The organism is Paracoccus marinus (assembly GCF_007018965.1).
Classification (GTDB): domain Bacteria; phylum Pseudomonadota; class Alphaproteobacteria; order Rhodobacterales; family Rhodobacteraceae; genus Paracoccus; species Paracoccus marinus.
In genome coordinates this window covers 1-22,928 of record NZ_VJYZ01000005.1, presented here as the reverse complement: position 1 = coordinate 22,928, position 22,928 = coordinate 1, and the positions used below count along the sequence as shown (strand labels likewise).

General features: G+C 70.2%; 16 protein-coding genes and 1 tRNA gene. 9 read left to right on the top strand and 8 right to left on the bottom strand.

What is annotated here, in order from left to right; genetic code table 11:
• Positions 1-19 precede the first annotated feature (19 nt).
• From FNF32_RS02685 to FNF32_RS02675, 3 genes are all read left to right on the top strand, one after another.
• Positions 20-544: a DUF192 domain-containing protein gene (locus FNF32_RS02685; RefSeq protein WP_246087643.1), complete on the top strand. Its 525-nt coding sequence runs from the start codon at positions 20-22 to the stop codon at positions 542-544.
• Positions 545-658: 114 nt separating this feature from the next.
• Positions 659-735 (top strand) — tRNA-Pro (locus FNF32_RS02680).
• Entirely contained in the window at positions 735-1,844 is a 1,110-nt protein-coding gene (locus FNF32_RS02675) for a hypothetical protein (protein ID WP_131674493.1), read from the top strand. Before FNF32_RS02680 ends, FNF32_RS02675 begins: the two co-directional genes overlap by 1 nt.
• Positions 1,845-2,034: 190 nt before the next feature.
• Here the strand turns inward: FNF32_RS02675 and FNF32_RS02670 are convergent, their stop codons facing one another.
• Both FNF32_RS02670 and FNF32_RS02665 read right to left on the bottom strand, forming a co-directional pair.
• A complete protein-coding gene (locus tag FNF32_RS02670; protein WP_131674494.1) occupies positions 2,035-3,234 on the bottom strand; it encodes a Hint domain-containing protein in 1,200 nt (399 codons plus the stop codon).
• 394 nt (positions 3,235-3,628) lie between these two features.
• Positions 3,629-4,795: an RsmB/NOP family class I SAM-dependent RNA methyltransferase gene (locus FNF32_RS02665; protein ID WP_131674495.1), complete on the bottom strand. Its 1,167-nt coding sequence runs from the start codon at positions 4,793-4,795 to the stop codon at positions 3,629-3,631.
• Positions 4,796-5,139: 344 nt separating this feature from the next.
• Between FNF32_RS02665 and FNF32_RS02660 the strand changes: the two genes are divergently transcribed.
• From FNF32_RS02660 to FNF32_RS02645, 3 genes are all read left to right on the top strand, one after another.
• Positions 5,140-5,826 carry a hypothetical protein gene (locus tag FNF32_RS02660; RefSeq protein ID WP_185961830.1) on the top strand — a complete coding sequence of 229 codons (687 nt, stop codon included), beginning with the start codon at positions 5,140-5,142 and terminating at the stop codon, positions 5,824-5,826.
• On the top strand, positions 5,813-7,693 hold the full coding sequence (locus tag FNF32_RS02655; protein ID WP_246087642.1) for a Y-family DNA polymerase: 1,881 nt from the start codon (positions 5,813-5,815) through the stop codon (positions 7,691-7,693). Before FNF32_RS02660 ends, FNF32_RS02655 begins: the two co-directional genes overlap by 14 nt.
• A gap of 97 nt (positions 7,694-7,790) precedes the next feature.
• Entirely contained in the window at positions 7,791-11,147 is a 3,357-nt protein-coding gene (locus FNF32_RS02645; RefSeq protein WP_131674496.1) for an error-prone DNA polymerase, read from the top strand.
• Between the two features lie 164 nt (positions 11,148-11,311).
• Here FNF32_RS02645 and FNF32_RS02640 read toward each other — a convergent pair whose 3' ends face one another.
• Both FNF32_RS02640 and FNF32_RS02635 read right to left on the bottom strand, forming a co-directional pair.
• Positions 11,312-11,728 (bottom strand): cupin, encoded by a 417-nt coding sequence (locus tag FNF32_RS02640; RefSeq protein WP_131674497.1) that lies wholly within the window; start codon positions 11,726-11,728, stop codon positions 11,312-11,314.
• Entirely contained in the window at positions 11,725-12,594 is an 870-nt protein-coding gene (locus tag FNF32_RS02635; protein WP_131674498.1) for an NAD(P)-dependent oxidoreductase, read from the bottom strand. Before FNF32_RS02635 ends, FNF32_RS02640 begins: the two co-directional genes overlap by 4 nt.
• Positions 12,595-12,765: 171 nt before the next feature.
• Here FNF32_RS02635 and FNF32_RS02630 point away from each other — a divergent pair, with 171 nt between their 5' ends.
• Positions 12,766-15,486 (top strand): penicillin acylase family protein, encoded by a 2,721-nt coding sequence (locus FNF32_RS02630; RefSeq protein ID WP_185961829.1) that lies wholly within the window; start codon positions 12,766-12,768, stop codon positions 15,484-15,486.
• Between the two features lie 81 nt (positions 15,487-15,567).
• Here the strand turns inward: FNF32_RS02630 and FNF32_RS02625 are convergent, their stop codons facing one another.
• Both FNF32_RS02625 and FNF32_RS02620 read right to left on the bottom strand, forming a co-directional pair.
• On the bottom strand, positions 15,568-16,176 hold the full coding sequence (locus tag FNF32_RS02625; RefSeq protein WP_131675421.1) for a peptidylprolyl isomerase: 609 nt from the start codon (positions 16,174-16,176) through the stop codon (positions 15,568-15,570).
• Entirely contained in the window at positions 16,166-16,675 is a 510-nt protein-coding gene (locus FNF32_RS02620; RefSeq protein ID WP_131675420.1) for a peptidylprolyl isomerase, read from the bottom strand. The genes FNF32_RS02625 and FNF32_RS02620 overlap by 11 nt, the downstream gene beginning before the upstream one ends.
• Positions 16,676-16,841: 166 nt before the next feature.
• Between FNF32_RS02620 and FNF32_RS02615 the strand changes: the two genes are divergently transcribed.
• Positions 16,842-18,047, top strand: coding sequence for a phosphoglycerate kinase (locus tag FNF32_RS02615; protein WP_131675419.1), 1,206 nt, complete (start codon positions 16,842-16,844; stop codon positions 18,045-18,047).
• A 75-nt stretch (positions 18,048-18,122) separates the two neighbouring features.
• On the opposite strand, the gene FNF32_RS02610 is transcribed toward FNF32_RS02615, so the two are convergent.
• Positions 18,123-18,386 (bottom strand): hypothetical protein, encoded by a 264-nt coding sequence (locus FNF32_RS02610; RefSeq protein ID WP_131675418.1) that lies wholly within the window; start codon positions 18,384-18,386, stop codon positions 18,123-18,125.
• 166 nt (positions 18,387-18,552) lie between these two features.
• On the opposite strand from FNF32_RS02610, the gene carB reads away from it, so the two are divergent.
• On the top strand, positions 18,553-21,891 hold the full coding sequence (gene carB / locus FNF32_RS02605; RefSeq protein ID WP_131675417.1) for a carbamoyl-phosphate synthase large subunit: 3,339 nt from the start codon (positions 18,553-18,555) through the stop codon (positions 21,889-21,891).
• Between the two features lie 32 nt (positions 21,892-21,923).
• On the opposite strand, the gene FNF32_RS02600 is transcribed toward carB, so the two are convergent.
• Positions 21,924-22,598, bottom strand: a complete 675-nt coding sequence (locus FNF32_RS02600; RefSeq protein WP_131675416.1) for a hypothetical protein — start codon at positions 22,596-22,598, stop codon at positions 21,924-21,926.
• Positions 22,599-22,928: the final 330 nt, after the last annotated feature.

Here is a 22,928-nt window from a genome sequence, read left to right as displayed (position 1 = left end):
GAACGTTGCCCGCAGGCCCGTGCGGCGACACGGTGCGGCGCTTGCGCTCGCCCTCGCGGCAGGACTGCTGCCGCTTGCCGCAGGGGCGGCCCCGCAGACGGCTGCCGCGAATGGCGCCGCTTGCCGCGACGGAATCGCGACCTTCGTCACGGGCACCCGCGAGGTCAGCTTTTCGGTCGAGATCGCCGACACGCCCGATGAACGGCGCATCGGCCTGATGAACCGCCGCAGCCTGCGCCCGGGCACCGGCATGCTGTTCGTGTTCCAGGAAGCGCGTCCGCAATCCTTCTGGATGAAGAACACGCTGATCCCGCTGGACCTGCTTTACATGGACGCCTCCGGCGTCGTGCGCCACATCCACCGCAAAGCGCGGCCGATGGACCTGACCCCCCTGCCCGGCGCCGCGCCGGGCGACACCGACCCCGACCGCCTGATGGTGCTCGAGATCGGCGGCGGAGAGGCGGCGCGGCTGGACATCGCCCCCGGCGCCATCCTGCGCCACCCGCGCCTGCCGCAGGACAAGGCCGAGGCCCCCTGCCGCTGAACGAACCCGGTCTGGCCGGCACCCCGGCACCCCCGCACCGTCCCGCATCTACGCCCCGGCTTGCCCCGAATAACCCTTTCGCAGCCCCCGCGCGGCCGCTACAAGGCCAGCGTTCGGGGCGTGGCGCAGCCTGGTAGCGCGACGGTTTTGGGTACCGTAGGCCGGAGGTTCGAATCCTCTCGCCCCGACCATGTTGCTGTGCATCGGTTTTGGCCCCCCTTCGCGCACGAGGCACAAGCTGGATCAAGACGATCTGTCGTTCTTCTTCGTCATCGACCCGCCCGCATTGCTGATCGACGGCATCGTCCTTGCAAGCACGCTTCGCGCGAGCTTCGAGCGGGCCGAGATCATCGCCTATTGCCCGGAGCCCCGGCGCGCGATGCTGCCGCCTTACGTGGCCGAGTTCATGGCCAGCGTCGGCGTGTCGATCCGCTTCATGCCGCGCGCGCCGTTCCAGCCGCACTACAAGCAGGGCAACAAGATCGTGGCCGCCTGCCAGCCGCGCGAGACGCGGCATTCGATCTTTCTCGACACCGACACGGCGATCGCCCGCCCCTTCGATCTTGGCCTGATCGCCCGCGACGGGCAGGTCAGCGTCGTCCCCGAAGGCGCGCTCACCTGGGGAAAGAAGCAGGCCAACTGGACCCCGATCTACGCCATGTTTGGGATGGAGCCGCCGGACGAGCGGGTGGTGCTGGCCCGAAAGGCGGTCAAGTCCCTGCCCTATTTCAACGCGGGCGTGGTCGGCTTTCCGACGGGTTCGGACTTCGCGCGGCTGTGGATGGACACGGCGCTGGCGATCGACGCGAACAAGGCGGTCCAGCAACGCCGCCCGTGGCTCGACCAGATCGCGCTGCCCGTAGCGATCGCGCGCGCGGGCCTGACGGCGAACGTCATGGACAGTGCCCTTAACCTGTCGATGAAGCGAGACCTCGACAAGCCCTGGAAGGCGGCGGCGGGGGCAAGGCTCGACCAGACCGACGCGCTGATCCTGCATTACCATCATCCGCGATACCTCAAAGGCACCCGCTACGCGGGACTGGTGGACGCGGCGCTGCGCCGCTTTACAAGCTTCGACAGCCTGGCCGACCTCACGCGCGAGCCCCACGCGCGCGAGGCCCGCGCGCGGCAGGTGCTGCGGGAGTTTGCGCGTCTGAAAGCCACGGAACGCACGCCCGAGGAAAACGCGCGGTTCAACGAACTGCGCGCGCAGAAGGACGCGATCAAGGCCGAAGACGCCAACCCGGCCAGGTTCCTTGCGCTGCAGCCCGCGTCGATCCTGCGGGGCGGCGCGAACTGAGCTCGCGGCCCGGCGGCGTCAGACCGGGCCGTCGATTTCCACCAGCGCGTTGTCGGGCAGCGGTCCGGTTCGCAACCGCCAGAGACTCGGTGACCGGAAAGCGGCCGTCCCGACGGCGGAACCTGTGAAAGACGGATGGGGCCGTTGGATGTCCGACCCCGTCGCATCATTCGTTCACGTCGGCGCTTGGCTACAGCGAAAGAATGCCCTTCAAATTCTTCACATGCCGCCGCACCAGTTCCTTTTGCAGCAGCCGCGACGGAATTGCGTGCGCCGGCGCGCCGCGATAACCGGTTTCACCCACCTCAGGGAACAGCGACGCGAATTCGTCCCGCTGCGCCCGGGTCAGGGTCTTTTGCGTCTCGAAGTTCATCAGGAAGCTTTCGGTCGGCGTGCCTTCGGCAAAGATCACCTCGTGCTTCTTGAAGACGAGATGAAAATATTCGACGCTCTCGACGGTTTCGTCGACATAGATGCCCGGCAATTCCGTCAGCCTGATCGCGGCGACGAGGACGGTTTCAGCCCCGAACATGCGTTTGACGATGTTCGACTTCACGGCCATCCGGTGCTGGCGCGATACGACCAGATCCCGTTTCGGCAGGCCGGAACCCAGCGCCCCCGCCGTGATCCGCACCGGATAAAGCTTCGGATTGCCGCGAAGCCCGCTGGCCTCGACAACCCGGCTCATCGACGACACGAGTTCCTGGAATCCGTTATCCTCGGTCAGGACCCTGCAGCCCGCCCTCAGCTCCTCGACGGGGATGTCGCCGAGATCGGTGGTGATCAAGGTTCCGCGGGCGATACATGTCGCATCAGTCGGCACCAGGTCCCCGGCATCGCGCATCGTGTCGATGTCGGAGTTCCATCGCAGATCACCCAGAAGGCCGCCGCCGGGCAGCTTCGAGAAATCGACGACCATCGTTGTGTAAAGATCGCCGACCGCCGGGCTGCCCGCGCGGTTGACGATCCCCGAATAGGTCACCGTCAGGTCGCCGCCGATGCTGTCTTCGGACTCGGTGTCAAGACGGAACGGAAACCCGTTCAGCGAGCCGGGCGTCGACTGCCCTTCCGGGAAATCGGCGCTGTCGGTCGTGGTGTCGAAGACCGAGCTTGCGGGCTGCAGGTCGAACCTCAGCGAGGCAAGGGGTTTGGTCGTCGACAGCTCATGCCAGTCGAAACCATAGGACATGGTGACGTCGGTGCCCGACGCGCCGCCGTTGGTGTAGGGGTCGAAAGCCTCCCAGGTCAGGGTTTCGGAAGAACCGTCCGAATAGGTGACCGTGATCTTCGCGCCAGCCAGATCGACCCCGCGCGAGGCCGTATCGGAGCGGAGCCCGTTTTCCGTTTCGTGGGGATTCTCGTCAAGCCTGACGATATCGATCGAGGGCATCTTCCAAACCACCTTCTACCGTTTACACTTCGCGCCAATCAATTCGATCGAAGCGAGTTTACAAAGATTTCCAGATACAACGCCTGACGCGACTTGCCACACTTGTGCATGGCCGCAGTTTTCCGTGTGCAGGTCGTCCGCTTCGGAATGTGCGTTGTCGCGCAGTTCAGTCGGTGCGCGCAGCGCCCTGTCCCGGGCATTGGTTGTCCTGCGCATACAGGCGGTTCTATGCCAAACAACGGGGCGCCGATCAAGTGGTCCGTTGCGCTGGCGCGCCGGTGTCGCAGCGTCTGGCGCGATGCACCGAGACGCTGGGGGACACCCGTCTTGGCCCCGCGTTGCCGCAAGGTCATGATGGGGTCAGGTCTCCGTCGCGCGGGCGCCCTCTCCTTCGTCAATCCCGGGCGAGGATCGCGTAGAAGAACCCGTCGCTCGCGGTGAGGGGCGTCAGGGTCTGGGACCGGACCTGCCGGAACTCGGGATGGCTGCGGACGAACCGGCCCACCTGAACGCCGTTCTCGGCGTCGAGAAGCGAGCAGGTCATGTAGGCCAGCTGCCCGCCCGGCCGCACGTGGCGCGCCGCCTGTTCGACGATGTCGCGTTGCAGGGCGACGAGCCGGTCAAGGTCCGCGGGCGCGATCCGCCACTTCGCGTCGGGCGACCGCCGCCAGGTGCCCGACCCCGAACAGGGCACGTCGGTCACGACCAGGTCGAACACGCCCTTGGGGCCGCCCGGGGGTGCGATGCCGACGGGGGTTCCGGCGCGGGTGGCGCGCGCGGGAAGGTCGCGCATCCGGCCCGCGTCCGCGTCGTGGGCGGTCACCTGCGCGCCCCGCGCGGCCAGCGCCAGCGACTTGCCGCCGCCGCCCGCGCAAAAGTCGAGGACGCGGGTGGCCGGGCCGATGTCCAGCGCGGCGCAGGCAAGCTGGGGCGACAGGTCCTGAAGCTCCACCAGCCCGTCGCGATAGGCGGCGGACGCGGCGACCCGGCGTTCCCCCGCCGTCACCCGCAACGCGCCGGGCAGGTCGGGCGCGGGCACCGCCTCGACCCCGTCCGCGGCCAATGCGGCCATGGCGGCTTGCGGCGTGGCGCGGGCAGGGTTCGCGCGAAGCCAGACCGGCGCCCGGTCCCGCAAGGCGGCCGCGACGGCCGGAAATCCGGGGCCGAGGTCGGCCTTAAGGCGCGCGGCGATCCACTCGGGCAGGTCGATCGCGGGATCGTCCCGGCCGGGCGGCGGGGCGGTGGCCTCGGCATCCGTCAGCGGCGCGGGGGCGTGGCCCTGCCCGGTAAAGATTCCCGCCAGGTCCTGCCCGGTCTCGCGGCACATGCCGATCATCAGCGCGCGGCCGGTCTCGGCCCCCGGCGCGGCACCGCCGAGGCGCGCGCGGGAATGGCGGCGGCGCAGGCTGTCGAACACGAGGTCGCGTACCGCGGCCCGGTCGCCCGATCCGGCGAAGCGGCTGCCGCGCGCCCAGCGGATCAGCGCGGGCTCTGCCGGGCTGCCGGCGATGATCTGGTCGAGGATGTGGATCGCGGCCTCGACCCGCGCGGCGGGCGTCACGGGCTGTGCCTGCGCTGGCGCGAGCGGGCGGGCGCGGGCGTCTGGATGGGGGTCGGCACGTGGACGGAGGTGGTGATGGGCATGGGTCGTGCTTAGCAACCGCCCCCGCCGACGCCAAGCGGGCGATCACGTCAGCAACGGCCAAGGGAACCAGAAGCGGGTGGCGAATCGTTCTGTGCAGGACTAGAACGAAATGAGAACATTCGACCCAAAGGCGCTGTGAGAACCCCATGTCCGTTCATTCCTTCCGGCGGCGGCCCCTGCCCTCCGGGCAGGCACGGGCCGGTGATGCGCGTATCCCGGATACCGGGCCCGCGGGTGTGTCCACGAGAGTGGCCGCTGGCATGGCCGCGGGGGTGGCGGGCGTCTCCGATGCCCGCGATGCCCTGCCGGAAGCACCCGGGTTCGACGCCCCGACCCTGTGCGAGGCCTTTGCCGCACACCCGCTCGACGGGGCGGCGGGGGCGTTCGTGATGGCCATGCTGCCGCCCGGCGGCGCGGTCCTGTGGGCGCAGGACCGGCTGTCGCGGCGCGAGGCGGGCGCGCCCTACCTGCCATCCGCCCCCTTCAGCGGCAGGCCGCTTCTGCGCGCCGACCTGTCCCGCGCCACCGACGTTCTGGCGGCGCTCGAGGACGGGCTGTCCAGCCCGGCGCTGGCCGCCGTGGTGGGGGAAATCCACGGCGACGCCCCCAGCTTCACCGCGACCCGCCGCCTCGCGCTGCGGGCGGAACGCTGGGGGCGGCCCTGCTGGCTGATCCTGCACGGCAGCGCGCCCCAGCCCAGCGCCGCCCGGCTGCGCTGGCGGCTGAGCTGCGCCCCCTCGGCCGCGCATCCCCACGACCCGCTGGCCCCCGGCGCCCCGCGCTGGAAGGCAGAGCTGTTCCGCGCCCGGGGCCGCCCGCCCGCGACATGGCTCGTGAGCAACGATGCGGCCGGTGGCCTGACCTTCGCGCCCCTGCACGACGCCGGTTTCCCTGGCACGGGCGACATCCCGGCCATTTCAAGGGCAAGGGCCCATGCGTCCGCTTAGGCTGGGCGCGGGCCGCCCCGCTGCGGGCACCGCAGGGCCGCCGGACAGCCGTGAGCGGCAGCACGGCACCGGGCGCGAGGTTGCGACCGGTCCCCAAGGCGCCCCCCCCGCCCGTCGGATCGTGTCGATCCACCTGCCGCTGCTGCCGATCGAGCTATGGCTCGCCCATGCCCTGCGCCGGAGCGAGGACATTCCCGACGACCTGCCGCTCGCCCTGTCGGTCGAGGGGCGGCACGGGCCGGTGATCCACGGCGCGAACCGGGCCGCGGGGCTGGCGGGCGTGCAGGTCGGCGCGCGCGTCACCGACATGCGCGCGATCTGCCCCGCCCTGCGGATCGAGGAGGCGCGGCCGGACCTGGAAGCCGCGACGCTCGACCGGCTGATGCTGTGGGCGCGGCGCTGGGGGCCGTGGTCGGCGGCCGACGGGTGCGACGGGCTGGTGGTGGACACCACGGGCGCGGCGCATCTGCATGGCGGCGAGGCGGCGATGCTGGCCGACATGCAGGCGCGCTTCGCGCTGGCGGGGCTGACCGCGCGGGTGGCCGTAGCCCCCACGCGCGGCGCGGCCTGGGGGCTTGCGCGCTACGGGGCGGAACGCGCGGTCTGCGCGGACCCCGGCGATCTTTTCCCCCTGCCGGTCGCGGCGCTGCGGCTGTCGGGGGACACGCTGCTGCTTTTGCGGCGGCTGGGGCTGCGGACCATCGGCGATCTGGCCGCGGTGCCGCGGCTGTCGATGATGCGCCGGTTCGGCCGGGCCGAGCCGGGCGACAACCCGCTGATCCGGCTGGACCAGGCGATGGGGCGGCTGGCCGAGCCGATGTCCTCGCCCGAGCCGCCGCCCCGCTTTCAGGCGGCGGCGCGACTGGCCGAGCCGGTGCAGGACCCCTCGGACTGGCTGCCGGGCTTGACGCGCGATCTGTGCGCGCGGCTGGCGGCCGAGGCGCAGGGCTGCCGACGGCTGGTCCTGTCGGTGTTCCGCGTGGACGGCGAGCGGCGCGATCTGTCCGTGGCGATGGCGGTGCCGACGCGCGATCCCGCGCATCTGTCGCGGCTGTGGGGCGACCGGCTGGAACGGCTGGACCCGGGCTTCGGCTTCGACCTCATCACCCTGACGGCCGAGGCGGTGGAGCCGCTGGCCGCCGCGCAGGACCGGCTGGACGGCGGCGCGGACGGCACGCTGGAACTCGCGCGGCTGGTGGACCGGCTGAGCGCCCGCTTCGGCGCGGGGGCGATCACCCGGCCCGAGCCGCGCGAAAGCCACGTCCCGGAACGGGCCGAGGAAACCGCGTCCGCGCTGGAGGGAAGGCCGCGGACAAGGGTGCCCGAGCCGCGCAACAAGACGCGAAGAACGGCCGGGCGGCGAACAACGGGGCGGCGACCGGCGGCGGATGCCGCGGAATGCGATCCAAGGTCGCCCCGGGCAGACGAGGATGCCGTCGTGCAAGGGGCGAACGCGGAGGAGGCGCAGGTCGTTGATGACACCCCGCCCTGCCCCGTCGTGGTCGACCCCGCCCTCAGCCTCAGCCCCGGCGCTGCCGATCCGGCCCCCGCGCCCCCTTCCCCCACCCGCACCGCGCGGCCCCTGCGCCTGTTCCACCCGCCCGAGGAAATCCGTGTCCTCTACGCCATCCCCGAAGGCCCGCCCGCGCAGTTCGTCTGGCGCCGCCAGATCCTGCGCGTGGCGCGCCACGCCGGCCCCGAACGGATCGCGCCGGAGTGGTGGGTGGACCGCCCCGGCACCCGGCTGCGCGACTATTTCTGCGTCGAGGACCCGGGCGGGCGGCGGCTGTGGATCTATCGCGAGGGGCTGGCCCATGACGGGCGCGGCGGCGCGCCTCGCTGGTTCTTGCACGGGGTGTTCGCATGAACGGGCTGCAAAGGCGGGGCGCTGCCCCGGATCCCGGAATATTTGCGGACAGAAGATCGGGCGCGGGCGGTGACCTGACGCGCGCGGGGGCGGGCTGATGCCGCAGAACGACAGCGTTCCGCGCCGCACGCTTGCCGGCGAATTCACGCCCAACCCGCGCGCCGATTACGTCGAGCTGGGGGTGACCTCGGCCTTTTCGTTCCTGCGCGGGGCGTCGATGGCGCCCGATCTGGTGCAGGCCGCGTGGGAGCTGGGTCACGACGCCATCGGGATCGCAGACCTGAACAGCCTCGCGGGCGTGGTGCGGATCCATGCCGAGGCGAAGAAGGCGCGCATGCGGCCCGTGATCGGGGCGCGGATCGTCCTGACGGACGGGACCGCGTTCCTCGCCTATCCGACCGACCGGGCGGCCTATGGGCGGCTGTCGGCGCTGATCTCCAAGGGGCGGATGGCGACGGCGGCGGGGGACTGGCAGGCGAAGGACATCTGCGACCTGACGCTGGACGATCTGGCGGACGCGGCCCGCGCGCCCGGGGGGACTGCGGGCAGCGTCATCCAGCTGATCTGGATGCCGCCCGAGATCGCCGGGGATGCGGCCACGGCGGCGGCGGCATCCGAGGACCTGTCGGCGCTGCCGCACCTCGCCGCGCGGCTGCCGACGCTGCGCCATGTGGCGGCCCGCTGGCTTTATCGCGGCTGCGACCGGGCCCGGATCAACCGGCTGGATGCGGCCGCCCGCGCCTGCGGGCTGTCGATCCTCGCCACCAACGACGTGCATTACCACGCCCCCGACCGCCGCCCCTTGCAGGACGTGATGACCTGCATCCTGCACGGCACCACCGTCGCCCGCGCGGGCTTTCTGCTGGACGCCAACGCCGAGCGGCACCTGAAATCGCCCGCCGAGATGGCGCGGCTGTTTTCCGACTGGCCCCACGCCATCGCGGCGACCCGGCAGGTGGCCGACGCCTGCCGTTTTTCGCTCGACGACCTGCGCTACGAATATCCGGCCGAGACGGTGCCCGAGGGGCTCGACGCCGACCAGCATCTGGAGGAGCTGACCTGGGCCGGGTGCGAGTGGCGCTATCCCGACGGGACGCCCGACCATGTGCGCGACACCATCGTCAAGGAGCTGGCGATGATCGCGAAGAAGCGGATCGCGCGCTATTTCCTGACCATCCACGAGATCGTGCAGTTCGCCCGCGGCGAAGGGATCCTGTGCCAGGGACGCGGTTCGGCGGCCAACAGCGCGGTGTGCTTCGTCCTCGGCATCACCCCGGTCGATCCCGCGCACCACGACCTGCTCTTCGAGCGCTTCATCAGCGAGGACCGCGACGAGCCGCCCGACATCGACGTCGATTTCGAGCACGAGCGGCGCGAGGAGGTGATCCAGCACATCTACGCCAAATACGGCCGCCACCGCGCGGGCCTGTGCGCGACCGTCATCCACTACCGCCCCCGCAGCGCCATCCGCGAGGTCGGGAAGGCCATGGGCCTGTCCGATGACGTGACCGGCGCCCTCGCCTCGACCGTCTGGGGCAGCTGGGGCGAGAACCTGGAACACGCGCCCGAGACCGGTCTGAACCTGCGCGACCCGCATCTTGCGATGACGCTGCGGCTGGCCGAGCAGATGATCGGGATGCCCCGGCATCTGGGCCAGCATGTCGGCGGCTTCATCCTGACCGAGGGGCGGCTGACCGAGACCGTGCCGATCGGCAACGGCGCCATGCCCGACCGCAGCTTCATCGAGTGGGACAAGGACGACATCGACGCGCTTGGCATCCTGAAAATGGACGTGCTGGCGCTGGGGATGCTGACCTGCATCCGGAAATGCTTCGACCTGGTGGCGGCGCATTACGGGCGTCCGCTGACGCTTGCCGACCTGAACCCGGCCGCCCCGGACGCGAAGCCGGTCTTCGACATGCTGTGCCGGGGCGACAGCCTGGGCGTGTTCCAGGTCGAAAGCCGGGCGCAGATGAACATGCTGCCGCGCCTGAAACCGCGCTGCTTTTACGACCTCGTGATCGAGGTGGCGATCGTCCGTCCCGGCCCCGTGCAGGGCGACATGGTCCACCCCTATCTGCGCCGCCGCAACGGGATCGAGGTCGAGGAATACCCCTCGCCCGCGCCCCCCAACGATCCCGACGAGCTGCGCCACATCCTTGGCCGCACCAAGGGCGTGCCGATCTTTCAGGAACAGGCGATGAAGATCGCGCTGGTGGCGGCGCGGTTTTCCCCCGCCGAGGCGAACGAGCTTCGCAAGGCGATGGCGACGTTCCGGTCGCGCGGCACGATCGACAAGCTGCAGGACAAGATGGTCGGCCGCATGATCGAGCGCGGCTACGACCCCGACTTCGCCCGCCGCTGCTTCGACCAGATCAAGGGCTTCGGCGAATACGGCTTTCCCGAAAGCCACGCGGCGGCCTTCGCGCATCTGGTCTATGTCTCGGCCTGGCTCAAGCACTACTACCCCGACGCCTTTGCGGCGGCGCTGCTGAACAGCCAGCCGATGGGGTTCTATGCGCCCGCGCAGATCGTGGGCTGCGCGCGGGCGCACGGGGTGGCCGTGCGCGCGGTGGACGCAAACCTGTCGGACTGGGACAACACGCTTGAGCCTGCCGTGGCGTGCGGGGGCGCGCCGCGCTTCGCCCTGCGGCTGGGGCTGCGTCAGATCACCGGGATGGCCGAGGCGGCGGCGCGGCGGGTCGTGGACGCGCGCGACGCCCCGTTCGAGAGCCTGGCCGAGCTGAAGGACCGGGCGCGGCTGGATGCGGGCACGGTGCGCCGGATCGCGGCGGCGGATGCGCTGCGGTCGATGGACCTGGACCGGCGGGCGGCGCTGTGGGACGCGCGGGCGCTGCGCGATGCCCCCGACCTGCCCCTGTTCGCCGAGCGCGAGGACGAGGGGGCGGAGCCGCGCGTGACCCTGCCCGCGATGCCCGTGTGCGAGCATGTGGTCGCCGACTACCAGACCCTGCGGCTGTCCCTGAAGGCGCATCCTATGCGGTTCCTGCGCCGCTCGCTTGCGCGGCAGGGGCATGTGTCGGCCGCGGACCTCTCGCGCCTGCGAAACCGGCAGCCGGTGCGGATGGCGGGGATCGTCCTGATCCGGCAGCGTCCCGGCAGCGCCAAGGGGGTGTGCTTCGTCACGCTGGAGGACGAGACGGGCGTCGCCAACCTCGTCGTCTGGCCCAAGGTGTTCGAGGCGTTCCGCAAGACCGTCATGACCGCGCGCCTGATGGTGGTCGAGGGGCAGGTCCAGCGCAGCGAGGGCGTGACCCACATCGTCGCCCGCGCCGTCCACGACCGCAGCGACGCGCTGCTGCGCCTGTCAAAGGGCGAGACGGTGGACCCGCAGCTTGCCCGCGCCGACGAGGTGAAGCGGCCGATCCCGACGCAACGGCACGGCCATCCGCGGGACGCCCGGATCATGCCGGAATCGCGGGATTTCCATTGAGGCGCGGCAGGTTGCGGCAGAAGGGCGCGGCGCCGGTCAGGAGCAGGACGGCGCGCCGGATCGCGCTGGCGGTGAGAGAGCGGCTTGGCTAGGCGGGGACAAGATGCCCGCAACACCCTGCCTCAGGCACCGATCGCGCGCCCGACGAAGCGAGCCCCAAGGCATCAGCCGTCCGCCGCGAACCCTTCTCCCGCGCCCAGCACCGGATCGCATTCCGGCCGGTCCAGCGCGATCGACGGATCGCCCCCGACTTCCTGCAGGTCGGGCGTGACGCCGTCCGGGTAGGCGCCGACGACGGCGAAGTCGTCCGATGCCTCCACCCGCCTGTGCGCGACGCCTGCGGGGATCACCACCACGTCGCCCGCGGCGATCTCGTGGACCGCGCCGTCAGGTCCGCCGAGTTGAAGCAGGGCGGACCCGGCATAGCAGCCCAGCACCTCGTGCGTCGTGGCGTGGTAGTGGTGGTAGCCATAGACCCCGTTCCGCCACGCGCCGGTCCAGCCGTTCGCGGCGAAGCGGTTCTCGAACCACTCCGGGTCCGCCTTGCCCACCCCGCGATGGATCACCGCATCCCCGCTCATCTCGCGCGCAGCCGCGCGATCAGGGACGAGGTGTCCCAGCGCCCGCCCCCCATGTTCTGCACGTCCTTGTAGAACTGGTCCACCAGCGCGGTCAGCGGCAAGCTCGCCCCGTTCTCGTCGGCGGTGGCAAGGCAGATGCCCAGGTCCTTGCGCATCCAGTCCACGGCAAAGCCGAACTCGAACTCGCCCTTGGCCATCGTCGCGTGGCGGTTCTGCATCTGCCAGCTGCCGGCCGCGCCCTGGCTGATGACCTCGACCAGGTCGGGAATCGACAGGCCCGCGCGCTCCGCAAAGGAAAGCGATTCCGCCAGGCCCTGCACCACGCCCGCGATCGCGATCTGGTTGCACATCTTGGCCAGCTGGCCCGCGCCGGTGTCGCCCATCCGGCGGCAGATCTTGGCATAGACCGCCATTACCGGCTCGGCGCGGTCGAACGCATCCTGGGCGCCGCCGCACATGATGGAAAGCTGGCCGTTTTCCGCCCCCGCCTGCCCGCCCGACACCGGCGCATCGACGTAGCCCAGGCCCGCGGCTTCGGCCTGCGCCGCAAGGTCCCGCGTGACCGCGGCGCTGACGGTGGTGTGGTCCACGAACACCGCGCCCTGCGCCATGCCCGCGAACGCGCCGTCCGCGCCGGTGCAGACCGCGCGCAGGTCGTCGTCGTTGCCGACGCAAGCCATCACGAACGCCGCCCCGTCCGCCGCCGCGCGCGGTGTCGCCGCCGCGCGTCCGCCGTGCTCGGCGACCCACGCCCCGGCGCGGGTGGCGGTGCGGTTATAAACCGTCACCTCATGCCCCGCGCGGGCCAAGTGCCCCGCCATCGGGTAGCCCATGACCCCAAGCCCCAGAAATGCCACACGCGCCATCCGCCGTCCCCCTGCCTTCCGCACCGCGTTGATCTGCGGCCGGTGCTGACTTATGCATCGCCGCATTTCAACCCTCGACCACCCGCGCGGGTCAACCGCGCATCTCGCCGCCCGTCACGCCGCCCACAACGCCGCCCCGCCGGCCGATCGACCCGAAGGACCGCCCCGCCGATGCTGACGCTTTTCCGCTGGCTGGTCCGGTTGACCGTGGGGCTTCTTGTCGGCGCGGTGCTGGCGGTGACACTGGCGTGGTATTTCGCGGTCCGCTCGTTGCCCGACTATCAGGCGACCCACCGGGTCGCGGGGATCGGCGCCCAGGTCGAGATCGTGCGGACGACCGACGACGTCCCCCACATCTTCGCGGGCTCGGACCACGACGCCTTCTTCGCGCTGGGGCTCGCCCACGCGCAGGACCGGCTGTTCCAGATGACGGTGCTGCGCCGCGCGGCGCAGGGGCGGCTGTCCGAGATCTACGGCTCGCGCACCTATGCCGCCGACGACCTCGCCCGCAGGCTGGGCCTGTGGCGGAACGCGCAGGCGTCCCTAGCCGCGCAAGACGACCGCACCAAGGCGGCGCTCGCGGCCTATGCCGACGGGGTGAACGCGTGGATCGCGCTCGTCAACGAGGGCGCGCGGGGGCGTGGCGCGCCCGAGTTCTTCGTGCTGCCGGGCGACGTCGCCTACTGGCAGCCGGCGGATTCGCTGGCGATCCTGAAGCTGATCGCGGCGGGCGCCAGCGACCAGATCCCGGCCGAGGTGCTGCGCGCGCGGCTGTCGATCGCGGCACCCGAGCGCGGGCAGGACGTGGTCGCGCGCCCGGGCGAGGCGCCGCTGCCCGCGTATGCCTCGCTTTTCGGCGACGCGCGGCTGCCCAGCCCCGACCACGCGGGGGCGCAGCCCGGCGGCTGGTTCGACGGGCTCGCGGGGTTCGTGCGGCCCGGCCTCGGCGCGTCGGCCAACGCCTTCGCCGCAGCACCCGAACGCACCGCCGCCGGCGCGCCGCTGCTCGCGAACGACCCGCACGTGGCGCTGACCGCGCCGTCGCTGTGGTATCTGGCCCGGATCGAGCTTGCCTCGGGCGGGATGATCGGCGGCACCATTCCGGGCGTGCCCGCGGTGCTGACCGGGCGCAACCCGACCCTCGCCTGGGGGCTGACGCCCGCGCAGGTGGACGATCAGGACATCGTGATGGAGGAGGTCCAGCCCGGCAATGCCGACCGCTATCGCGGCCCCGACGGCTGGACCGAGTTCACCACCCGGACCGAGGTGATCCGCATCCGCGGCGCCGAAAACCAGCCGATCACCCTGCGCGACACCGGCAATGGCCCGGTGATCCCCGGCGGCCACTTCGCGCTGGGGTCCGTTACGCCCTCGGGGCACGTCGCGGCGCTGCGCTGGACCGGGCTTGCGGCCGACGACACCACGATGACCGCGCTGATGGGGCTGATGACCGCGCCCGACCGGGTTGCCGCTGCAAGCGCGGTGCGCGGGATCGTCGCGCCCGCGGTGCAGGTCACGCTGGCCGACGAGGGCGGCGTCGCGCAGACGCTTGCCGGGGCGGTGCCCATGCGCGGCGCGGACCACCCGACCGGCGGCCGGATGCCAGTGCCGGGCTGGCTGCGCGGCGCGGGGTGGACCGGGCTTCTGCCCGCGGGCGCGGCCGGGCGCGACCAGCCCGCCCAGAACGGCATTCTCGCCGCGACGGGGGCCGAGGTTCTGGCCATGTCCGGCACGCCCGGCGCACCGGGCGCAGCCGCAGCGTCGTCCGCGCCGCCGACGGTTCCGCGGTCCGCACCCGGCCCCGGCCCGGGTTCCGTCCCGATCGCGGGCGAGCCGACGATGTCCGAGCTGTCGCCGGCCACGCCCCCGCCGGCACCTGCCGCGACGACCCCTGCGGCCCCCACCCCCGCCCTTCTTCCGCTGCTCGCGCCCGCGACGCCCGGCAGCATCCTTGGCGACAGCCGCGACGGCGCGCTGCGGAAAGCGCGGCTGTCCCGGCTTCTGTCCGCGCGCGAGGTTCATTCGCGCGACAGCTTCGTTGCAGCCCAGCTGGATACCGTCAGCCCGGCCGCCCGCGCGCTGCTGCCGCTGGTCGGCGCCGACCTGTGGTTCACGGGCGAGCCCGCCGCGCAGGGCACGCCCGAGCGGCAGCGGCAGGACGCGCTTGCGCTGCTCGCCGAATGGGACGGCAACATGAGCGAGCATCTGCCCGAGCCGCTGATCTATTCGGCATGGATGGCGCAGCTGCAGGCGCGGCTGGTGCAGGACGAGCTGGGGCCGCTGACGGACTCGCTCACGCGGCTCAGGCCCGCGTTCATCGACGCGGTGTTCCGCAACACGGGCGGCGCGGGCGTCTGGTGCGACGTGGTGCAGTCCGCCCCCATGGAAAGCTGCGCGACCATCGCGCGGCAGGCGCTGGACGCCGCGATCCTGGACCTGTCGGGACGGTTCGGCGGCGACGTGGCAAGCTGGCGCTGGGGCGACGTCCACGAGGCGCGGCACGAACACCCCGCGCTCGGCCGGATGCCGGGGCTGCGCTGGGTGGTGAGCCTGATCCAGTCCACGTCGGGCGGGGATTTCACGCTGGCGCGCGCGACGAGCGCGGGCGGCGCGGGCGACCGCGGAACGACGCCGGGGACGGACGGTCTGGCCGCGCCGGGACGGTGGGCGCAGGTGACGGGCGCGGGCTATCGCGGCGTCTATGACCTGGCCGACCCGGACAGTTCGGTCTTCGTCATCTCGACCGGGCAGTCGGGCCATCCGCTGTCGCGCCACTACGACGACCTGTCGGAACTTTGGCGGCGGGGCGAGTACGTGGGCATGTCGCTGGACCCCGACCTTGCCCGGGCCGGCGCGACCGGCGTCACGACGCTGCTGCCCACGACTCAATAGGCCGCGACGCAATAGGCCGCGACGAAAAAGGCGGCAAGGCCGAAGCCCGCCGCCTTTCCCGACCGGTTCTCAGACGGCGGATCACTCGGCCACGGTCACCTTGGCCATGTAGTCCGGGCGGTCCACCGCGCCGTTGGCGGCGGCATCGCCCTTTTTCACCGCGCCCAGCACGTCCCAGCCTTCGACCAGCTGGCCCACGACGGTATATTCGCCGTCGAGGAACGGGGCCGGCGCCAGGTCGATGAAGAACTGGCTGTTGGCGCTGTCGGGGCTGGCCGAACGGGCCATGCCGACGGTGCCGGGCCCGAAGGTGGTGTCGTTGAACTCGGCCGCGAGGTCGGGCATGTCGGACCCGCCGGTGCCGGCCATCGCGGTGTCGCCGCCCTGCTTGCCGAACTCCACGTCGCCGGTCTGGGCCATGAAGCCGTCGATCACGCGGTGGAACACCACCCCGTCATAGGCCCCCGACTTCGCCAGCGCGACGATCCGCTCGACGTGCTTGGGCGCCTTGTCGGCGTACAGGTCCAGAACGATCTGGCCCTTCGATGCGCCGCCTTCGTCCGCGACCTCGATCACAAGGTTCGGTCCGGGGCCGTCGGCGGGCATGTCCTGCGCGAAGCCCGCGCCGGCGGTGCCGGTGACGGTGGCGGTGGCGGCCAGCGCCGCGGCGATCAGGAACTTATTGTGCATCGGCGGCCACCTTCACGGAAATCATGCGGTCGGGGTTCGCCGGCGGCTCGCCGCGGGCGATCTTGTCGACATGCTCCATCCCCGACAGGACGCGGCCATAGACGGTGTACTGGCCGTTCAGGAACGAGTTGTCCTTGAAGTTGATGAAGAACTGGCTGTTGGCGCTGTTCGGGTTCTGGCTGCGCGCCGCCCCGATCGTGCCGCGCTCGTGCGGCAGCTTGGAGAACTCGGCCGGAAGGTCCGGCATGTCCGACCCGCCGGTGCCCGCGCGATTGGGCTTGTAGTCCTTTTCCATGTTGGCGTGTTCCACGTCGCCGGTCTGGGCCATGAAGCCCTCGATCACGCGGTGGAAGGCCACGTTGTCGTACTTGCCCGCGCGCGCCAGCTCCTTCATGCGCTCGGCGTGCTTGGGCGCCACGTCGGGCAGAAGCTGGATCACCACCGGGCCGTCCTTCAGCTCGATGATGATGGTGTTTTCGGGATCCTTGATGTCGGCCATCCGGGCCTCCTTTCGCGTCATGTGGCACCGGCTTATGCGCCCGTGCGGCCAAGGGCAACGCATCCGCCCGCGCCCGCGTGCCGTCCGGTCGCGGGCAGTTGACGCGAATGTCATCTGCGGCCAGTAAGGCGCAGCACACACGGAACGGCGAAAAAAGGGGACCGGCATGGCCCAGTTCAACACGATCGACGACCTCGACATGGACGGCAAGGTCGTCCTCACGCGCGTGGATCTGAACGTCCCCGTCGAGAACGGGCAGGTCACGGACGCGACCCGGATCGAAAAGATTGTGCCGACCGTGAAGGACATCCAGGGCCGCGGCGGGATCCCGGTCCTGCTGGCCCATTTCGACCGCCCCAAGGGCCAGCGGGTCGAGGCGATGAGCCTCAAGCAGATCGTCCCGGCGCTGGAAGCGGCGCTGGGCCAGCCCGTCAAGTTCGCGGACGAGGCGATCGGCGGCCCGGCCAAGCGCGCCGTGGCGGGGCTGGAAAAGGGCGACGTGCTCCTGATGGAAAACACCCGCTTCTACCCGGGCGAGGAAGCCAACGATCCGACCTTCGTGGCCTCGCTCGCCGCGCTGGGGTCGGTGTTCGTCAACGACGCGTTCTCGGCGGCGCACCGCGCCCACGGCTCGACCGAGGGGCTGGCGCGGATGATGCCCAGCGCCGCGGGCCGCCTGATGGAGGCGGAGCTGAACGCGCTGGACGCGGCCTTGGGCAACCCGCAGCGGCCGGTGGTCGCGGTGGTGGGCGGGGCAAAGGTCTCGACCAAGCTCGAGCTGCTGTCGAACCTGCTGGAAAAGGTCGATCACCTCGTCATCGGCGGCGGGATGGCCAACACCTTCCTCGTCGCCAAGGGGATCGAGGTCGGCACCAGCCTGGCCGAGCGCGACATGGCCGACACCGCCCGCGCGATCATCGACAAGGCGCAGTCCGCGGGTTGCACCATCCACCTGCCGGTGGACGTGGTCGTCGCGCGCGAGTTCAAGGCCAATGCCGAGAACACGACCGTTCCCGTGGACGCCTGCCCCGCCGACGCCATGATCCTGGACGCCGGGCCGCAGACCGTGGCCGCCATCGGCGAGGTCTTTGCCCAAAGCCGCACGCTGCTGTGGAACGGCCCGCTGGGCGCGTTCGAGATCGCGCCCTTCGACGCCGCCACCAACGCGGCCGCCCGGGCGGCGGCAGACCTGACCCGCGACGGCCGCCTGGTGTCGGTCGCCGGCGGCGGCGACACGGTCGCGGCGCTGAACAAGGCGGGGGTAGCCGACGACTTCACCTTCATCTCGACGGCGGGCGGCGCCTTCCTTGAGTGGATGGAGGGCAAGGACCTGCCGGGCGTCGCGGCGCTTGCCGACGTGCGCCACGGCTGACCCTAAAGGTCACCAACAGACAAGGGCGGCTCCGCGAGCCGCCCTTTTTCATTTCGCGCCAGCCGGACCGGCCGCTCAGTTCGTGGCGGGCGTCGTCGTTGCGGGCGGCGTCGTCGTCGTCGCCTGCCCGCCCGCGACCGGCTCTGCGCCCGGCGTGGTGGCGGGCGCCAGCGCGTCGGTCCCCGGCGCCGCCTGCCCGCCCGGTTCGGGCGCGCTGCCGCCCATTGGGGCAAAGACGAACGCGGCCAGCGCCGCCAATGCCAGCGCGACGACGATCCCGATGATCGCCGGGCGGTGCCAGCGTGCCGCCTTCTGGATGTTGCCTTCGTTGTTCGACATCTGGATCCTCGTTCAAAGCTTTGGACACAACGCCGGCCCGGCCGCCCCCGTTCCGCGCGGATGCGGGGCCGCCCACGCGCGGCGCGGCCCCGCCGCCCTTGCGCCCGGACGGGCCGTGGCTATAACCCCGGACGATTTATCCGCCGCAAGCCCGAGGGAACGAGCCATGCCGAAAAGAACCGACATTTCCTCGATCCTCATCATCGGCGCCGGTCCCATCGTGATCGGCCAGGCCTGCGAGTTCGACTATTCCGGCGCACAGGCCTGCAAGGCGCTGCGCGAGGAAGGCTACCGGGTCATCCTCGTCAACTCGAACCCCGCGACGATCATGACCGACCCCGGCATGGCCGACGCCACCTATATTGAACCGATCACCCCCGAGGTGGTCGAAAAGATCATCGCCGCCGAACGCCCCGACGCGCTGCTGCCGACGATGGGCGGGCAGACCGCGCTGAACACCGCGCTTGCGCTCGCCGATCGCGGCACGCTGGAAAAATACGACGTCGAACTGATCGGCGCGCAGCGGTCCGCCATCGAGATGGCCGAGGACCGCGCTCTCTTCCGCGAGGCAATGGACCGGATCGGGCTGGAAAACCCGCGCGCCACCATCGTGTCCGCGCCGAAGCTGCCCGGCGGCAAGTACGATATCGCGGCCGGCGTCGCGCAGGCCGTCGAGGCGCTGGACAACGTGGGCCTGCCCGCCATTATCCGCCCCGCCTTCACCCTTGGCGGCACCGGCGGCGGCGTGGCCTACAACCGCGACGACTACGAAGCGATCGTGCGCTCGGGCCTTGATGCGTCGCCCGTGGCGCAGGTGCTGATCGACGAAAGCCTGCTCGGCTGGAAGGAATACGAGATGGAAGTCGTGCGCGACCGCGCCGACAACGCCATCATCGTCTGCTCGATCGAGAACATTGACCCGATGGGCGTCCACACCGGCGATTCCATCACCGTCGCGCCCGCGCTGACGCTGACGGACCGCGAATACCAGCGGATGCGCTCGGCCTCCATCGCCGTCCTGCGCGAGATCGGCGTGGAAACCGGCGGCTCGAACGTCCAATGGGCCGTGAACCCCGCCGACGGCCGCATGGTCGTGATCGAGATGAACCCGCGCGTCAGCCGCTCGTCGGCGCTGGCGTCCAAGGCCACCGGCTTTCCCATCGCCAAGGTCGCGGCGAAACTCGCCGTTGGCTACACGCTGGACGAGCTCGACAACGACATCACCCGCGTGACGCCCGCAAGCTTCGAGCCGTCGATCGACTACGTCGTGACCAAGATCCCGCGCTTCGCGTTCGAGAAGTTCCCGGGCTCGAAGCCCGAACTGACCACCGCGATGAAGTCGGTGGGCGAGGTCATGGCGATCGGCCGCACCTTCCACGAGTCCCTGCAAAAGGCGCTCGCCTCGATGGAGAACGGGCTTTCGGGCCTGGACGAGATCGCGATCGACGGCGCGGCCGAGGAAGGCCGCCCCGCCTTCATCAAGGCGCTGTCGCAGGCGACCCCCGACCGCATCCGCGTAATCGCCGAATCCATGCGCGCCGGCCTGTCGGACGACGACATCAACGCCGTCACCAGCTTCGATCCGTGGTTCCTCGCCCGAATCCGCGAGATCGTGGACGCCGAGCACGAGATCCGCCACCACGGCCTGCCCTCGGACGCCGAGGGGCTGCGGCGGATCAAGATGATGGGCTTCACCGACGCCCGCCTCGCGCATCTGACGGGCCACCCCGAGGCGGAGGTCCGACGCGCCCGGCAGGCGCTGGACATCCTCCCGGTCTTCAAGCGCATCGACACCTGCGCCGCCGAGTTCGAGGCGCAGACCCCCTACATGTATTCGACCTACGAAGCCCCCGCGATGGGCGATGTCGAGGACGAGGCCTGGCCCTCGGACCGCAAGAAGGTGGTGATCCTCGGCGGTGGCCCCAACCGGATCGGCCAGGGGATCGAGTTCGACTACTGCTGCTGCCACGCCTGCTTCGCGCTGACCGATGCAGGGTATGAGACCATCATGGTCAACTGCAACCCCGAGACGGTCAGCACCGACTACGACACCTCGGACCGCCTGTATTTCGAGCCGCTGACGCTGGAACACGTGCTGGAAATCCTGCGCGTTGAACAGGAAAACGGCACGCTTCACGGCGTCATCGTGCAGTTCGGCGGGCAGACCCCCCTGAAGCTCGCGCAGGCGCTGAAGGACGAGGGGATCCCGATCCTCGGCACCACGCCGGACGCGATCGACCTCGCCGAGGACCGCGAGCGGTTCCAGAAGCTGCTCCACGACCTCGGCCTGAAACAGCCCGTCAACGGCATCGCCCGCAGCGCCGACGAAGCGCGCGAGATCGCGGGCCGCGTGGGCTTCCCGCTGGTGATCCGCCCCTCCTACGTGCTGGGCGGCCGCGCGATGGAAATCGTGCGCGACATGGACCACCTCAACCGCTACATCACCACCGCCGTGCAGGTGTCGGGCCGCAACCCGGTGCTGCTCGACAGCTACCTGTCCGGCGCGATCGAGGTGGACGTGGACGCGCTGTCGGACGGCCGCACCGTCCACGTCGCCGGCATCATGGAACATATCGAGGAAGCGGGCGTCCATTCGGGCGACAGCGCCTGCTCGCTGCCGCCGCACACGCTGGACGCGGACACCATCGCCGAGCTGAAGCGGCAGACCGTCGCGATGGCGCTGGCGCTGAACGTCGTGGGCCTGATGAACGTGCAGTTCGCGATCAAGGACGGCGCGATCTACGTGCTGGAGGTGAACCCGCGCGCGTCCCGCACCGTGCCGTTCGTGGCCAAGGCAACCGACAGCGCCATCGCGTCCATTGCCGCGCGGCTGATGGCGGGCGAGCCGATGGAGGCATTCCCTCACCGCGCCCCCTATCCCGAAGGCGTCGGCCCCGACACGCCCCTGCCCTACGCCGACCCGCTGACGCTGGCGGACCCGAAAACCCCCTGGTTCTCGGTCAAGGAGGCGGTCCTGCCCTTCGCCCGCTTCCCCGGCGTCGACACGCTGCTGGGCCCCGAGATGCGGTCCACCGGCGAGGTCATGGGCTGGGACCGCAACTTCGCCCGCGCGTTCCTGAAGGCGCAGATGGGCGCGGGCACGCACCTGCCCGAAGCGGGGTGCGTGTTCGTGTCGGTCAAGGACGCCGACAAGACGCCCGAGATGGCCGCGGCGATGCGTGACCTGTCGGCGATGGGCTTCACCCTTCTCGCGACCCGCGGCACGCTGGAGTTCCTGCGCGGCGCCGGCGTCGCGGCCGAGCCGGTGAACAAGGTCTACGAAGGCCGCCCGAACATCGTGGACCGCCTGAAGAACGGCGACATCGCGATGGTGCTGAACACGACCGAGGGCGCGCAGGCGATCGCCGATTCGCGCGACATCCGGTCGGTGGCGCTGTACGACAAGATCCCGTATTTCACGACGGCGGCAGGGGCGATCGCAGCGGTGGCCGCGATCGCGTCACGGGCGGAGGGGGATGTGGGGGTCAGGACGTTGCAGGGGTGAACATTGTGATGTTGTCACAGTGAAGATAGAACCTAAGCCTCGCCGCCCTCTCCGCGCTCACGAGCGCTCCCATCCGCCACAATCTTTTCACGAAGGCTTCGTTTCTCTTCGTTCACGAGATGCCTTCCCATTCTTTGCCGAGCAAAGCGAAGAAGCTCACCGTCTAACTCGCTAGTGAGGCCACGGCCCTCCGATATGCTGTGCAAAAGAGGTTGACGCGCCTCATCATCTAGAGACGCTAGAAAGTCGGCCGCTATGCCTTGCACCTCGGTGAGGTCTGGGTCGATCGCACTCGTCAATGTCCAACCGGCTCGTCCCCAACTAAGGAAACGGGGATCTCGGGACATGTGAGCGCTCAGGTTGTTGGTAGGGTTTTCCCCTGGCACCTCGACCCCGTGATCTGAAATCCAGTCATAAATATCTTTTGTTGCCATGGGTGAGGCTCTACCTTTTAGAACCTCTACAACAGCATTTTTCATTGTGGCCGGATTTCCAGCAGTGCTCGTCATAGGCATCGCCTCATCCCTACCTAGCAGGCGCTCATCATCATCTCGGCTACCTAGCGGACGCTCATCATCATCTCGACTACGCAAGCGTCGTATGATTCTCTTCAGTGCTTTGTAATCTTGATATAAATCTAGGTCAGAAAGCTTTTTCTCGATCTCTGCCAGTTCGATTTCAAGCCTTTGGACGGCTGGGTCGGTCATGGTGGCACTCCGTTTCAGGAGAGCCTAAGAAAAAGTCCAGCCAACGGCAAGCGCTGACTTGCGTGGCTCGTTGGGACGTGGTAGGTCTGTGGAAGCTCGGAAACGAGAGCGGCCTCCGTAAGGTGCTACCAACACCCTAGGAGGCCGCTCAGATACCGAGCTAGCAGCGCGATTACGAGCCATGCTGCGAGCGAAAGCGATGCGTAAGTCGATTGCTTCTGAAAAGGGGTAATACGACCTACGCACCGCCTAGTTGGACTTGCCCGGAAAATGTGGAGAGCACCAACTGAGGAACCAGGAGGTGTTCTATGGGAAACGGGAACAGGCCGA